This is a genomic window from Saprospiraceae bacterium, from assembly GCA_016719615.1.
Lineage (GTDB): Bacteria > Bacteroidota > Bacteroidia > Chitinophagales > Saprospiraceae > Vicinibacter.
This window is the reverse complement of record JADJYQ010000005.1, coordinates 619,805-635,106: the sequence shown is the minus strand read 5'-3', so window position 1 is coordinate 635,106 and position 15,302 is coordinate 619,805. Positions and strand designations below refer to the sequence as shown.

Annotated in this window: 12 protein-coding genes; 4 read left to right on the top strand and 8 right to left on the bottom strand. The window is 38.3% G+C overall.

Annotated features, from left to right (window positions below):
* The first annotated feature begins 31 nt into the window (after positions 1 to 31).
* Complete coding sequence (locus IPM92_12210; protein ID MBK9109096.1) at positions 32 to 589, top strand: GNAT family N-acetyltransferase; 558 nt, start codon at positions 32 to 34, stop codon at positions 587 to 589.
* Between the two features lie 235 nt (positions 590 to 824).
* The gene (locus IPM92_12205) at positions 825 to 1,202 is read left to right on the top strand and encodes a hypothetical protein (GenBank protein MBK9109095.1); all 378 of its coding nucleotides are present in this window, start codon (positions 825 to 827) and stop codon (positions 1,200 to 1,202) included.
* A gap of 176 nt (positions 1,203 to 1,378) precedes the next feature.
* On the opposite strand, the gene IPM92_12200 is transcribed toward IPM92_12205, so the two are convergent.
* The 6 genes from IPM92_12200 to IPM92_12175 all read right to left on the bottom strand — a co-directional run bounded on the left by IPM92_12200 (position 1,379) and on the right by IPM92_12175 (position 9,879).
* Complete coding sequence (locus tag IPM92_12200; protein ID MBK9109094.1) at positions 1,379 to 3,571, bottom strand: glutamine synthetase III; 2,193 nt, start codon at positions 3,569 to 3,571, stop codon at positions 1,379 to 1,381.
* Positions 3,572 to 4,100: 529 nt separating this feature from the next.
* Positions 4,101 to 4,565, bottom strand: coding sequence for an SsrA-binding protein SmpB (gene smpB, locus IPM92_12195; protein MBK9109093.1), 465 nt, complete (start codon positions 4,563 to 4,565; stop codon positions 4,101 to 4,103).
* Positions 4,550 to 5,026, bottom strand: a complete 477-nt coding sequence (locus tag IPM92_12190; GenBank protein ID MBK9109092.1) for a hypothetical protein — start codon at positions 5,024 to 5,026, stop codon at positions 4,550 to 4,552. The genes smpB and IPM92_12190 overlap by 16 nt, the downstream gene beginning before the upstream one ends.
* 7 nt (positions 5,027 to 5,033) lie before the next feature.
* Positions 5,034 to 7,196 carry a S9 family peptidase gene (locus tag IPM92_12185; protein MBK9109091.1) on the bottom strand — a complete coding sequence of 721 codons (2,163 nt, stop codon included), beginning with the start codon at positions 7,194 to 7,196 and terminating at the stop codon, positions 5,034 to 5,036.
* Positions 7,193 to 8,638 carry an aldehyde dehydrogenase family protein gene (locus IPM92_12180; GenBank protein ID MBK9109090.1) on the bottom strand — a complete coding sequence of 482 codons (1,446 nt, stop codon included), beginning with the start codon at positions 8,636 to 8,638 and terminating at the stop codon, positions 7,193 to 7,195. Before IPM92_12180 ends, IPM92_12185 begins: the two co-directional genes overlap by 4 nt.
* 68 nt (positions 8,639 to 8,706) lie before the next feature.
* A complete protein-coding gene (locus IPM92_12175; protein MBK9109089.1) occupies positions 8,707 to 9,879 on the bottom strand; it encodes an NADP-dependent malic enzyme in 1,173 nt (390 codons plus the stop codon).
* 361 nt (positions 9,880 to 10,240) lie between these two features.
* Here IPM92_12175 and nhaA point away from each other — a divergent pair, with 361 nt between their 5' ends.
* Positions 10,241 to 11,398 (top strand): Na+/H+ antiporter NhaA, encoded by a 1,158-nt coding sequence (nhaA, locus tag IPM92_12170; GenBank protein MBK9109088.1) that lies wholly within the window; start codon positions 10,241 to 10,243, stop codon positions 11,396 to 11,398.
* A gap of 204 nt (positions 11,399 to 11,602) precedes the next feature.
* Here the strand turns inward: nhaA and IPM92_12165 are convergent, their stop codons facing one another.
* Together IPM92_12165 and IPM92_12160 are read right to left on the bottom strand one after the other, a co-directional pair.
* On the bottom strand, positions 11,603 to 13,954 hold the full coding sequence (locus IPM92_12165; GenBank protein ID MBK9109087.1) for a M1 family metallopeptidase: 2,352 nt from the start codon (positions 13,952 to 13,954) through the stop codon (positions 11,603 to 11,605).
* Positions 13,951 to 14,565, bottom strand: a complete 615-nt coding sequence (locus IPM92_12160; GenBank protein ID MBK9109086.1) for a HupE/UreJ family protein — start codon at positions 14,563 to 14,565, stop codon at positions 13,951 to 13,953. Before IPM92_12160 ends, IPM92_12165 begins: the two co-directional genes overlap by 4 nt.
* On the opposite strand from IPM92_12160, the gene IPM92_12155 reads away from it, so the two are divergent.
* Positions 14,560 to 15,090, top strand: a complete 531-nt coding sequence (locus IPM92_12155) for a hypothetical protein (GenBank protein MBK9109085.1) — start codon at positions 14,560 to 14,562, stop codon at positions 15,088 to 15,090. The genes IPM92_12160 and IPM92_12155 overlap by 6 nt on opposite strands.
* The last annotated feature ends 212 nt before the right edge of the window (positions 15,091 to 15,302 follow it).

Sequence of the window (15,302 nt, the reverse complement as noted above, 5' to 3'; positions counted from 1 at the left end):
CTGTGGGGCATCCAAATATGATATTAGAAATATGGAAATTGAAATACGACCATTAACTAAAGATTTGATAGACGATTATTTGTTTTTCTTTGACAATATGATTTTCAAAGAAAATCCTGATTGGTCAAGTTGTTATTGCATCGATTATCATTTTATTGGAGATATTGAATCCTGTACTCGTGAGTCAAACCGTTCTGGGGTAATCAATCTAATCAATGAGAATAAAATGACAGGTTATTTGGCCTTCGAAAATATGAAACCAATCGGATGGTGTAATGCAAACAACAGATTAAATTATCAAAGATTGCTCAAAGACTATGATTATATTGACAATCCTGATGATAAGGTTTGTTCAGTTGTTTGTTTCTTAATCCATCCCGATTACAGGAGACACGGGATTGCAAAAAAGTTGCTTGGACAAATTATTGTAAACTGTTTGAATAATGACTATGACTATGTTGAAGCTTATCCAAAAAAAGTGGAGTTATCTTGTGCAAGCAATTTCAAAGGCCCGTTAGAATTATATAGAAGATTTGATTTCATGATAAGTAAAGAGTATGACAATTATTATGTGATGAGAAAAAATTAAAATAAATATCGTGTACACAGCTTGGATAGAGCAATGGCACCTATTCTTCGTCACTACTTAGACACTACAGCATTTTGCACTTCACAAGTTTTTTCGGATGCAACATTTTCACTTGTAATGAACAAGTAATTTCCTATTTTTACAAAAGGATAATACTATTAATTGTGATCACTTAAATATGGCATCTATTGCACTTATAAATAAGGTCAAAATTTGATGATCTAAACATAGAACTATGAAAAGCAAAATTCTCAATTTCCTCCTCATTTTAAGCTCGCTCATTGGATATCTGGAATGGAGTGGTAACAATCATTCATTTCTGTTTCAAGCTGAAGCTGAAATATTTTCAAAAATTATTTCCAATCCGGCTTCAGTCTTTCACCCTTTAACTATTTTGCCAATGATGGGGCAGTTGATCCTGGTTTTTACACTTTTTCAAAAAACACCCAACAAAATTTTGACTTATATCAGCATAGGTGGCTTAGGACTGCTGTTGTTATTAATTTTGTTGATAGGTCTCATGAATTTGAATTTTAAGATGATCCTTTCCACACTCCCATTCATTGTGATCTCGGTATTGACGATCTTACATCATCGAAAACATGAAGCTTAAAGGATTTGCACCCAATACCAATAACAAAAGCTCTTATTTGAAAATTTCGTTCAGCAAATTTTTATTTGGCGATAATGATATTCGTTAAAATGAAGAGCTCTAAATGTCTTATAAAATTGGCATTCAGAAACTTCCTAAATTCTGCTCATCCTGATTCAGACAGTTTTCCACTTTATCTATCTGTTAAACAAAATCTCTCTGTACTTTGGCAGCGGCCAGTATTTGTCTTCTACATACAATTCCAGTGTATCCACGTTTTCGCGCACTTGCTGTAATACCGGTTTAACTTTGTCGCAATAGTGAATAGCCTCATCACGAGTGTTGGTATGTTTGCCATGATGATCCATCTCAGACCTCAGCTTAGAAATGCTATGGTACACCCCGTCGATACATTTTCCAATCAGCTGAGCCAACTCCGTCTGCGTTTTGACAGCCGTAACTGACAGGCCTGCATCGGTTGCTGACTTGATGTTGTTCAAAATATCGGTCTGGTAACGCAAACAAGCCGGAAGGATTTGATTCATACAAAGCTCCTCTGCCAGATTTGCTTCTATCTGCACTTTTTTAATATATTTTTCGAGATAGATTTCGTAGCGAGCTTCAATTTCTTTTTCGTTGAGGATGTGACTGTCTGCAAATAATTTTTTGGCTTTTGCAGTGACATAGGCATCCAATGCCAATGGTGTTGTTTTGATATTTGGCAATCCTCTCTTGGCTGCTTCATTGGCCCATGCTTCGCTGTAATTGTCGCCTTCAAAAAGAATTCCTTTGCAAGAGGTAATGCAAACTCTTAATTCTTTGAGAATCGCTGAATCTTTTTTCTCACCGGCATTGATATGCTGATCCACTTTTTCTTTAAAGTCGTTGAGCTGATTGGCTACGATCATATTGAGTACCATCATTGGGTCTGCACAATTAGCAGAGGATCCCACCGCGCGAAACTCAAATTTATTTCCAGTAAATGCAAAAGGTGAAGTTCTATTGCGGTCTGTATTGTCAAGCAAAACATCCGGGATCATTTTGTGGATATCGAGTTTAAGATCTTGCTCTTCTTCTTCTTTCAAATCGTGATCCACTCTTTTCTCAATGGCTTCCAAAACTTGGGTGAGGTAGTTGCCAATAAATACTGATATAATCGCAGGTGGGGCTTCGTTGGCTCCCAATCTGTAGTCGTTACTCTCAGCGGCAATACTAGCCCTGAGCAGGTCCGCATGATCGTGGACCGCTTTGATCGTATTTACAAAAAAGGTAAGAAATAATAGGTTGTTGCGAGGTGTTTTTCCGGGTCCCAATAAGTTGGTACCCGTGTCAGTACTCATAGACCAGTTGTTGTGTTTTCCGGATCCATTAATGCCTGCGAATGGTTTTTCATGGAACAGCACAATCAAATGGTGTCTGCGCGCCACGCGATCCATGAGGTCCATCAAAAGCTGGTTGTGATCGACCGCAATATTGCAGGTTTCAAACATCGGAGCACATTCAAACTGGCTGGGCGCTACTTCATTGTGCCGCGTGCGTACCGGAATGCCAAGTTTGTGGCACTCCATTTCCAGATCCACCATAAATGCATAAACGCGTTCCGGAATGGCTCCAAAATAATGATCTTCGAGCTGTTGTCCTTTGGCAGGGCTTCTTCCAAAAATAGTTCTTCCTCCGGCCATGAGGTCTGGACGTGCATAATACATGGCCTTGTCGATAAGAAAGTATTCCTGCTCCCAACCCAGTGTGGCTGTCACCTTATTTACAAATCGATCGAAGTAACGGGCAACTCCAGTAGCAGCTTTGTCGAGTGCTTCTATAGAGCGCAGCAAGGGTGCCTTATGGTCAAGAGCTTCCCCGGTATAGGATATAAATACGGTAGGAATGCAAAGTGTTTTAGAACCAGCAATGTCCATGATAAATGCAGGTGATAAGGGGTCCCATGCTGAGTAACCGCGGGCTTCAAAAGTTGCACGGAGTCCGCCACTTGGAAATGAAGAAGCATCGGGTTCCTGCTGCACGAGTGCATCGCCATCAAATCGCTCAAGAGCCGTTCCTGCCGCATTGATGGTAAAAAAGGAGTCATGCTTTTCTGCCGTACTACCTGTGAGTGGTTGAAACCAATGAGTATAATGTGTGGTACCGTTTTCCATGGCCCATGATTTCAAAGCTGCTGCGATCTGATCTGCCAAATCGCGGGATATCTTTTGTCCGTTTTCAATCCCCTGTTGATAGGCTTTGTAGGCTTCATGTGAAAGATATGATTTCATCTTACTGTCGGTAAAGACATTGTCGGCGTAATAACTTGAAATCTTTTTGTTTTCTCTTTCCTTAGGATTTTTAGGTCTGGATAAAAACAGGTTCATGGCAGCACTCCGGTTGGTTGACATAGCTAAAATTTGATTTTTGTATAATTATGACAGCACAAAATTATTTAAAAATATTTGGCTTTTATGCACTATTCAAAGCTTTTTAACAAAAATTATTAATTAATTTTTATTATTAATTGAATACTCGAGCAAAAAAGTCTGATAATAATCAAATATTTAATTTTTATATGGATAGTAGTGTTTTAGCGGTTATCACACATCAGACAAAAAATTATTTGCTTAGAAATTTGACTCCCCAGATATTTTACTTGACCCAAAATTTAGCCTTGGATCTCAAGTAAATTGGGTGAAAATCTTGCCCAATTTTGACTGGATCCAACTGATTCAATAATTCCTGAGACCCTTTGCTCCAGATATCAGCAGCGGCTTATGATCATTAAGTCTTTAGTGAAAGCTCTGCCCTCTATGCCAATTTTGGAATCGCGTAACGGCCTTACTTGGCTTTTAACTAATAATTTTCATTCTCCCGCTGTGACCCGCGCAATTTTAAATATGGATTCGCCGCTTATGTTCATTTAATTGGGATAAGCTAATCCCGATTTTTGAGATTTCTCTCCAAATCTCTTTTTTCGTCTTTTTCACGAATGGATTCTCTTTTATCGAAGGATTTTTTTCCTGAAGCTACAATGAGCTCAATTTTAATGAATCCACGATCATTCAAATAGATTTTATAGGGGATGAGGGTAAATCCTTTTTCGGATATCTTACGTTCAATTTTACGAATCTCTGTTTTATTGAGCAATAATTTGCGCTCTCTTTTAGGATTATAATCTGTTTCCTGGCTTTGTTTGTATTCTGAAATGTGCATATTCTTGAGCTTGACTTCACCATGCTCCACAATGCAATAGGCATCACTTAAATTCGCATTGCCTCCTTTTATAGATTTTACTTCACTCCCACTTAATACCATTCCTGCTTCAAAGGATTGATAAAAGTGATAAAGATGCGCTGCTTTTCTATTTATTATTTCTAGCTTACTCACTTCACGGCAAATCTCATATAATCTGAATGATGGACTTGATCTCCTTTTAAATTTGAAATGGAACCGGTCATTACATCGAATGCTTCTCTTTTATACATCACGATCTGGGGATAATCGTGCAATTCGTTGATAAATTTTAATTCGATTACAGGGTCTGGAATCCACTTAAACAAAACGGGTTTAAAGTCGTTCTCTTTTACTTTTGCTTCGAAATACCACTCCTCTTTTCCCTGTTTGTAAATTCTCATATATTCATGGACGCTGGCATAGCCCATATTGAGATCATATGCAACACCTGTATATTCGGAATCTGAGATCTTCACCCATTTCTCATAGAATTCCTTGTCTTTGTGTTTCCAAATACCGGTGATCCATTCAATCTCTATGGGTTTAGGATTGATGATGGTTATTGCAGGTTTGCATTGAACCCAAAACATCCCAATAGCGCACATTAAAATTAGCATTCTCATCATCTGCACATTAAATTTTATTCAAAACAAAATCTGTCATCTTTGTGAAGAGATGCATGCGGGCATGCAATCCTCCGATGCCGTGATTTTTATTCGGATAATAATAAGTTTCAAACTGTTTGCGATTTTTAATCAATGCATCTGCCATCTCAATAGTATTCTGAAAATGTACATTATCATCTGCCATACCATGCACTAACAAATAATTTCCTTTGAGTCGATCTGCAAAATTCACCGGTGAATTTTCTTCATAACCTTTGGCATTGTCTTTGGTGCGTCGCATATATCTTTCTGTATAAATGGAATCATACCATTTCCAGTTGGTCACGGGTGCTACTGCAATAGCAGATTTAAATACATCATTACCTTTCAATAAACACAGACTAGACATATAGCCGCCATAACTCCAACCAAAGATTCCTATGCGACCGGCATCTACGAAATCAAGTTTTCCGAGATATTTTGCTGCATCTATTTGATCCTCTGTTTCATATTTTCCCAATTGCAAATAGGTCATTTTTTTAAATTCTTCTCCTCTTCCTCCAGTACCGCGGTTATCAACCACACAAATTATATAATCTTTTTGAGCAAGCATTTGCAACCACCAATAATATCCAAAAGAATTCCATCGATTCATGACTTGCTGACTACCGGGACCGCCATATAAAAACATAAATACCGGATATTTTTTTCCCAGAACAAAATCTTTGGGTTTGATAATGGCCGCATTCATCAATGTACCACTGCTATTCGGAATCTTTGTCAATTCAACTTCAGATAATTTGTAATCTTTCATTTTAGTGGCCAATGTCAAATTGAGTTCCAGATCGCGAACTTTATTTCCCTGGCTATCAATAATGGTGTATTGTGTTGGCGATTTAATATTTGATGAGGACAATACCAGATACTTTAATCCCGGGCTGGCTTGTACACTTTGATAACCGGTTGTTGATCCTATTGGTAAACTAACACCCGTTCGTACATCGACTAGTCTAACTTGTCTTTCAAGTCCGGAATTTACTGCAAACTGACATAATATCTTGGTTTTGTCATCATTAAAGCCGTAAAACTCGCTCATCTCTTCATTTCCGGAGGTCAACTGTTTGTCTAAAGTTCCATTCATATTGTATAAATACAAATGCTTGTAGCCATCCATTCCACTGGACCATAAAAATTTTTGATTTTCTAGAAACTTTAAATGATCTTGTACATCAATATAATATTTGCTTTTTTCTTCTAATAAAATCCTGGAGGTATTCGCTTTTGTATTTATAAGAATCAATTTCAAGTGATTTTGATCGCGGTTCATCCAGCTCACACAAAGCTCATTATTATCCAGCGTCCATAACATTCTGGGTAAATAGTCATCTTCTCTGGGACCTATATTGAGTGGCTTGGCCTTTTTCTTTTTCAAATGATAATTCCAAACGGTCAGTATAGCATTGTCTTCGCCAACTTTAGGATATTTAAAAGTATATTTTTCGGGATACACTTCATTTCTATAATATTCCAGCGTAAATTCCTTGACCCGGCTTTCATCGAATCGAATAAAAGCAATCTGATCTCCCGATGGAGACCATTCATAGGCTTTTGTCAGCGTGAATTCTTCTTCATAAACCCAGTCGGATGCACCGTTGATAATTTTGTTGATGACTCCATCTTTGGTAATTTGTATTATTTTTTGATCATTTAAATCCTGATAGTATAAATTGTTTTCAAATACAAAAGCCACTTTTGTGCCGGTTGGATCAAAAGAAGGATATTTTATTTTTCCTTTTGGAAAAATCCGATCCAATTTTTTAGTTACTCTGTCGTAAACGAAATATTCTGCAACGAAAGAATACCTGTATATGGATTCAGACCCGGTAGCTAGCAACAATTTAGTTTCATCCCGGTTAAAACTATACGATTCTAACTTTCCTTTCAAGCTTGATTGAGATGATGCGTCAAACAAGATCTCAACTTCTTTGCCATCTGCGATTGCGTATTTTGAAATTTGAGTTCCTGTCATTCGCGAGTAATGCAAACCATCTTGCATAAAACTAAAATGCGGCACTCCTTTAGCTGAGAAAGTTCCTTTCTCGTAGATGTCTTCCAGGGTAAATAATTTATCCTGTCCGATGAGTAAGAAAGGAAACAACAATAACAATAGACAGCAGCGAATATTTATCATATTTTACCAATTAATTTAATAAATAAATTCATGATTCTTTTTTTAGAATCGGTGTAAGGAGGGTGAAAATTTCTGAGTAATTTAAACCATTTTCCTTGTACGCTTATTGCGCGAAGGTGTGAAAAACTTTCAAAACCATATCTACCATGATTCGAACCGGTCCCACTCTCTTGCAATCCCCCAAAGGGCAAATTGAAATTGCAATAATTGAGCAGACAATTATTGTAAGTCACACCACCTGATTTAATGTGCTGGGTCATTTCCGACAACCAGGATTTATTTTCACTAAACAGATATAAACTTAGAGGAGTGGACATCTTGTTTAAATTTGAAATGATCTCTTTCTTGTCTTTATAAAATAGAATGGGAAGAATAGGACCAAAGAGTTCTGATTCCATTGATACATGGCCCCAGTCGCTGTTCCATAAAAGCACCGGCTTGATTTTTAAACTTTCTTGATGGTATTCAAATTTACCTTCCAATTGCGCGCCCTGTTCAAGACTTTGGTACACGATCTTGCACAATTTATCAAAGTGATTTTTATGAATGATTCCGCAATAATTTTCATTGCTAATAACATGTTCGCCATAAAAATTTTCAATGGCAAGATTCCACTCGCGAAGGAAAGGATCTTTCAGTTTTTCCGGAAGTAATATAAAATCAGGGGCAATGCATGTTTGCCCTGCGTTCAGACATTTTGCAAATGCAATATCTTTTACGTAACGCTTCAAATCCACATGTTCATCAATGATGACAGGAGATTTACCACCCAATTCAAGGGTAACTGGTATCAATCTGTCTGCGGTCAATTTGACGAGTTTCTTTGCTTTTTCTTTCGAACCTGTAAAGTAGATGTGGTGAAATGGAAGAAGAAGTAGCGATTCAGCGCACTGCGCATCTCCTTGCACTACCATTACTTCATCTTTTGAAAAACAGGATTCGATAATTTCTGCAATCAGTTGAGATGTATGTTTTGTAAATTCAGAGGGTTTCAAAACGATCTTATTTCCAGCCGCCCAGGCAGCAATCAGCGGAATGATACTCAGGTTGATGGGGTAATTCCAAGGTGAGAGAATCAACACAACTCCTTTGGGTTCGTGCAATAAAAAGCTTTTCGTGCCAAACATTTCAAGTGGATTCTTCACTTGCTTTTTTTGCATCCAATATTTTAATTCTTTCCGGGCTTTTCGAATTTCAACCAGGCAGGTTAAAAGTTCTGAGCCATCCGTTTCTGCAAAAGGTTTTTTAAAGTCCTTATTGATGGCTTCTTGGATTGCCATTCGATTTGACAATAATGCCTGTTCCAGTTTTTGAAGTCCATTTAATCTGTACTTTAGGGAAGGAAACGGAGCGTTTCTATATGCATCCAATAAATTCTGGAAGCTCCCTTTTAGGTCCAGGAATTCAAGGGAAAGATGTTCTATAGCAGGAATGGAAGACATAGATCAAAGATAAGCATTGCAGTCTTAGTGCTTGAGTTTTAGGCAGCTTGGATGCATTATATTTGAGCTCAAACTGCACGATATGCATCTGCCACAGCTTTAGCGACCTTATGGGCTACTGTTTCATCAAGCGGTGGAGGAATGATACAATCCGGACTCGGATTTGGAACAGATGCAGCGATAGCAGAGGCCGCAGCAAATTTCATGGAGAGGGTAATTTTTTTTGCTCTTACTTGGAAAGCCCCCAGAAAGATACCTGGAAAAGCCAGAACATTATTGACCTGGTTGGGAAAATCGGATCTTCCGGTACAAACGATAAAGGCTCCTCCTGCTTTCGCTTCTTCGGGTAAAATTTCCGGAATAGGATTGGCAAGGGCAAGAATTAGTGGATCCTTCGCCATGATCTGAATATGCTTTCGATTGAGCAGGTTCGCTTTACTTACGCCAATAAAAACATCCATACCTACCAGAGCATGTTCTACCGTGCCCGACAGATTTCTTGGATTCGTGTAGGCCATGAGTTCCTGTTTAATGCCTTGAAGTCCGATTCGGCTGCGGTGAATAATACCCATGGTGTCGCACATGATGATCTCTTTTACAATGTGCTGGTTGATTGCCGTTGGATCTTTACGTCCGAGATATCTAGCAATAGCAATGCCAGCGGCTCCGGCCCCATTGATCACAATCCTTAGATCCTCCATCCTCCGACCAGTTAGTTTACAGTAATTCATCAAAGCTGCCAACACGACTATAGCAGTGCCATGTTGATCGTCGTGAAATACAGGGATCCCTATATCCTGTAAACTTTCTTCAACTTCGAAACACCTGGGTGAAGAAATGTCTTCCAGATTAATACCGCCAAAAACCGGGGCTAAATTTCGGATGATTTGGATGAGTTCATCGGTTTTCTGAGTGGCCAGGCAAATTGGAAAACCATTGATTCCTGCAAATCTCTTGAACAACATAGCTTTGCCTTCCATAACAGGAATGGCTGCGTGTGGCCCAATATTGCCTAGTCCCAATACAGCAGAACCATCACTCACGATCGCTACCGTATTTCCCTTAATCGTATAATCATAAACTTTTTCAGGGTGGGCATAAATCTCTTCACAGGGTGCTGCAACTCCGGGAGAATACGCTAAGGACAGATCATCAGCCGATTGGATGTCCAATTTGTTTTCGACAGATATTTTACCCCGCAGTTCCTCGTGCAGCTTAATTGAACGCTCAAAAATGTCCATACATTGAATTTCAGTGCAAAAATGCTGCCATTATTGATAATCTGGATATACCTGCCAAATAATTCAATAAAAATGAGCTGTAGCTTTACTCCACTTACTCTTTTATATCTTTTTTCTAAAGGAAAGCAGTTTGTACTTTGAACACAATTTGATTATAAAATTTAGAGTTTAAATAAAAAGAAGCAGTTTTATTTTAAAGTGTCAAGAAATCTTAAGGTGTATGATTAAGCTTAGCAAAGAAACTACTGATTCCAAATGGGCAAAGCATTTGAAAATCAAGTTACCGTTTGCTGCGATTTGGCTGCTTCTTTTGGAAACAAAATTCTAGAATTTAATATTTTTAACCGAGCTTACGAACCCTATGACAAACTTGATGAGTCAACTTTTTAAAGAATTTTTCCAATCTGAAAAAACAGCCGGAATTTTATTGCTATTGGCTACTTCCGTATCATTGATTTTAGCTAACTCAGGTTTTGGAGAGGCATATCTTGGTCTATTCAAGAAAGAAATTTTTGGACATCAAATTTTATTTTGGATCAATGATGCTTTGATGGCGCTTTTCTTTTTGCTGGTAGGATTGGAAATCGAGCGCGAATTATTTGCAGGCGAATTGAGAGATATCAAAAATTCAATGTTGCCCATATTTGCAGCATTGGGTGGTATGTTGGTTCCTGCGGCGCTTTACATGTTATTTAATGCAAGGACTGATTTTGCTACAGGTTTCGGAATTCCTATGGCCACAGATATTGCATTTTCATTGGCCATTTTGGCATTACTAGGAAATAGAATCCCATTGTCTATCAAGATTTTTCTTACAGCGCTTGCGATCATTGACGATTTGGGGGCAATACTGCTTATTGCATTTGCTTACAATTCCGGACTAAGTATAATTTATTTATCTGGCGCTGGTTTATTGATCGCGACCATGTGGATCATGCGGAAAGTGGGTTTTATGAAATGGTGGCATTACATACTGCCCGGAATCGCACTGTGGTATGCAATCCATGAAGCCGGTATCCATTCTACGATTTCAGGTGTCATTTTAGCGTTTCTCATTCCCTTTAAAAAGGATGACGATCATTGTCCTTCATTTACTTTGCAACATTTGCTGCATAAACCTGTGGCTTACTTTATACTTCCACTTTTTGCATTAGCCAACACGGCCCTGGTGATTAGTTCCGAAAGTTTTGCAGCTTTATCCTCCACTTTATCAATGGGGATTATTTTTGGATTGGTGATTGGAAAACCATTGGGGATCTTTTTATTCTGTTATGCTGCGGTTCAAACTGGAGTAGCCAGGAAGTTGCCCGATATTGAATGGGCACATATATTGGGGGTTGGGTTTCTCGCTGGCATTGGTTTTACGATGTCGATTTTTATTTCCATTCTGGCCTTTCCCAATGAAACTTATATCAATATTTCAAAACTTTCAATCCTAATGGCTTCCTTCATTTCAGCGGGCGTGGGTTACGGAATATTGCGTTATTTATTTGACAGGAAGCTGGTATCGCCCTCCTGACCCACAACAGTAAAAAAAAATTGAAAGTAGTGAGGCAGGTATTTTCACTGATTGATTGCAAAGCTGAATCCGCAGCGTATTAAGTTGAAATGAGAAGGCCTGGTTGTTTCATAAAATTCCTCCATACTCCTTTCTTTTCTAATTCATTAAAGGCCAAGAAATTTTATAACGATTATGTCAATATTTAAAAAAAACTAACAAATGTTAGTTACCTGATTGCTTTTTCTGTTCTTGTTGCATCGGATTTGGAACATCTACAGGGCCGGTTCTCCTCCTGGTCCTTCTTTTTTCGGATGATTTGAATAATTCAAATCGCGATGGCTCCTCATTCATATTCCAGCTATTGTTATCTGTATCAATATCTGCTGTTTCTAATAATGGGTCCAATTGGATGGATTTGACTTTTTTAGATCTGATAAAAGTTTTGATTACTTTATTTTCATTTTTTCTCCAGATCTGGACACTTAGTTTTTCATCTTCAAAAGTGCTGTCTTCATAATTCCAACGGAGTATAATGGGCATGACCATTCCACCCTTGTTTGAGAAATGTAATTCGTAGAGATAAGTGCTGTCTCCGCCTTTTTGTAATTCTGCAGGAGCAAGATTTTGGTGAAATAAAATTTTTGGAGTTGCCCGTGGAGATTCATAGTAATAATAAAAATCTCTTAAGCTAGTATCTCTATCTACCAGAAATGACATCCCTGAAGTTCGGTTTCTGTGCTTTGTTATCGTTTCATTTGTGCCGGGTTGCTGCCAATAATAACTCACTTCTCGTTCGGGGGCTGAATGATTGGCGAGTCGCACAAATACACTGTCGATAGAAATATCTACAGGTTCAATATCATAAAACCAGGCGCGCCAAAACCAATCGAGGTCTTCTCCGGAGGCGTCTTCCATGGATCTGAAAAAATCTGCCGGGGTAGGATGCTTAAATGCCCATCTTTTTGAATATTCTTTAAAAGCTTTATCAAAGCGATCCCTTCCAATGATGGTCTCTCTGAGAATATTTAATCCTGCAGCTGCTTTAGCGTAAGCATTGGATCCAAATTGCACGAGATTTTCACTATTGGTCATGATGGGTTCCAGCTGATCCTTTTGCAATTTCATGTAACTGACGATATTCGATGCTGCACCTCGTCCGGCAGGATAATTTAAATCGAATTCTTCCTGAGTCAGCGTTTGCACAAAAGTATTAATCCCTTCGTCCATCCAGGTCCATTGACGTTCATCACTGTTGATGATCATCGGAAAAAAATTATGACCCACTTCATGAATGATCACTCCCAACATTCCGTTTTTAGAACCTTCAGAGTAGGTTCCATCTTTTTCAGTCCTTCCAAAATTGAAACAAATCATGGGATACTCCATACCATTAGAAGCTTCAACAGAAATAGCCACGGGGTAGGGGTAAGGTATTGTAAATTTGGAATAAGTCCGGAGGGTATGCGCAACGGTTTTAGTCGAGTATTTTCTGTATAGTCCATAAGCCTCTTTGGCGTAATAACTCATACACATCACTTTTTTTCCTTCCACTTCTGCAGACATCGCATCCCAAACAAATTTTCGTGAACTACCCCATGCAAAATCTCTTACGTCTTTTGCATGGTATATCCAGGTTTTTTCTTCAGTAGATTTTTTAGCTTCAGCTTTTTTAGCTTCATCCAGGGTGACTACTTCAATGACTTCTGAAGATTTTTTGGCCTGCTGCCATCGCAAATATTGGTCAACACTTAATACATTTTTATAATTCTGGCATTCGCCTGTTGCTGCAATGACATGGTCTGAAGGTACAGTTAATCGAACTTTATAATTTCCAAAAGGTAATGCGAATTCCGCCCGACCTGTAAACTGTTTATGCTGCCAACCCTGAAAATCGGAATAAACACACAATCTGGGAAACCATTGGCTCATGGTGAATAAATGATTTCCATCTTCCGAAAAATACTCATATCCACCTCTGCCACCATGGTCTAAGCGATCCGGAATTTTGTAATTCCATTTTACGTAAAACTTAAAGGAAGCTCCGGGACGCAATGGCATCGGCAATTCAATGCGCATCATGGTTTCGTGAATAAAATATTTTAAAGTTTGTTTTTTAGCATCTGTCACCCTTTCAATATTTACTCCAAAGCCCTGCAAATTTGGCCTTCTATCGAGTTCGAGCAAATTTCTTTCAGTAACCATTTTACCCGTTTTACTGTCTAATGCTGCATAGTTGTTACTTGATTGAGGATGATGTTCGTTTTCATCCAATTGCAACCAAATGTAGTTTAGCACATCGGGGGAGTTATTGTAATAGCTCACCCATTCTGATCCATAGAGATGCAAATTTGCTTCGTCTAAACGCGCTTCGATATCGTAATCTGCTCTCATTTGCCAATATGCGTGGCCCGGCGCACCGGAAGCTGTGCGGTAGCTGTTCGGATCCGACAATATAGTACCCAGTTGTTCAAAACGATTGCCGTGATTGGAAGTGGGATTATTGCGAATGTTTTGCGCAACCGATGCATTGATCATCAGGCAAATGATAACAAATAGAGAGGCGATTTTTTTCATGCTGCAGTTAGACTTTTGACGCGTTCCATTAAGTAATACAAAGATAATATTAAAATTACGAAACTTGTCGTAGTTGTGATTTTTTGATTGCTAATATTCGTGAAATATTGAATGAATCCCTTGATAATCAGTATCATAATTAAAATAATCAATTGCCCGGCTTCTAGTCCGGTATTGAATGCAAACAAAGGCGCAAGCAATCGATCAAAACTTCCCAGCATGGATTTTAATAAATAAGAGAATCCTAATCCATGAATACATCCAAAGATGGATGCAAGTGCATAACGGGAAGTCAATCGGATGGTATCTTGTTCTTTTGATAAAAGATTTAAAAGACAAGAAATGGAAATTGTCGCTGCAATAGCGAATTCAACAAAACTAGAAGGCATATTGATCCATCCCAAAGTGCTTAATGCCAGCGTGAGTGAATGTCCTATCGTAAATGCGGTGATCAGCCAAACCAATGATTTCCAGTTCGTCCAGGCAAAAGGAATGACCAGGACGATAATATAAAGGATATGATCAATGCCTGCGGGATCTAATATATGTGTGAAGCCAGTATGGAACCAAAGTCCGAAATCCTCCATTCTTTCTACTTTTACGTCATGCAAAAATATAAAACCCTATTCGTTAACAGCTTTTTAAAAGCAGGCCTGGTAATCCTGGTAATGCTCTTTGCAGGACTCCGGCATCCCTTTTATGTTGGGCTTGCTGAAATTCAACACAATTCGAAGAACCAATCTCTTGAACTTAGCATCAGGCTTTTTACGGATGATTTTGAAAAATGCCTATCCGCACATTTTAAAACACCGATAAACCTTTATGCAGAAGATAACGCGTCTTTATTAGATTCAATGGTAGCCTTATACATCAACCAGCATTTTAAAATTTATGCGCAAAAACAAAACCTGCCTATGCACTTTGTAGGTTATGAAAAATCGGAGGAAGCTACCTGGTCTTATTTTGAATTGCCATTGGCAACAATTCCGGAAACACTGCAAATACACAATACGCTGTTGTACGATTGCATCCGCGAACAATCGAATATCATGCATTTGAAGACCCATCTCAAAACTTCTAGTTACAAATTGAATTTTCCGGATTCTACTTATCAGTGGGTATTGTATAAAAACTAACAATTGTTAGTTTTTATACTAATTTTAATCGATTTGAATGATTTACGGAATAGCTAAACTTGATCAGGTTTGACGATTAAATTGAATAGCTAATCACCGGTTCATAGATTTTAAGGATAAGCACTTTAAATGATCACAAGCGGCCGGTATAAAAATAAAAAAGCCTTGCAGCATCAATACTACAAGGCTTTTATGATTATCTTTTGATGTTT

Excerpts from the sequence above, each read along its gene's own strand:
- IPM92_12210 (MBK9109096.1), top strand. The coding sequence starts at position 32 with ATGGAAATTGAAATACGACCATTAACTAAAGATTTGATAGACGATTAT.
- IPM92_12205 (MBK9109095.1), top strand. The coding sequence starts at position 825 with ATGAAAAGCAAAATTCTCAATTTCCTCCTCATTTTAAGCTCGCTCATT.
- IPM92_12200 (MBK9109094.1), bottom strand. The coding sequence starts at position 3,571 with ATGTCAACCAACCGGAGTGCTGCCATGAACCTGTTTTTATCCAGACCT.
- IPM92_12190 (MBK9109092.1), bottom strand. The coding sequence starts at position 5,026 with ATGATGAGAATGCTAATTTTAATGTGCGCTATTGGGATGTTTTGGGTT.
- IPM92_12185 (MBK9109091.1), bottom strand. The coding sequence starts at position 7,196 with ATGATAAATATTCGCTGCTGTCTATTGTTATTGTTGTTTCCTTTCTTA.
- IPM92_12180 (MBK9109090.1), bottom strand. The coding sequence starts at position 8,638 with ATGTCTTCCATTCCTGCTATAGAACATCTTTCCCTTGAATTCCTGGAC.
- IPM92_12175 (MBK9109089.1), bottom strand. The coding sequence starts at position 9,879 with ATGGACATTTTTGAGCGTTCAATTAAGCTGCACGAGGAACTGCGGGGT.
- nhaA (MBK9109088.1), top strand. The coding sequence starts at position 10,241 with ATGACAAACTTGATGAGTCAACTTTTTAAAGAATTTTTCCAATCTGAA.
- IPM92_12165 (MBK9109087.1), bottom strand. The coding sequence starts at position 13,954 with ATGAAAAAAATCGCCTCTCTATTTGTTATCATTTGCCTGATGATCAAT.
- IPM92_12155 (MBK9109085.1), top strand. The coding sequence starts at position 14,560 with ATGCAAAAATATAAAACCCTATTCGTTAACAGCTTTTTAAAAGCAGGC.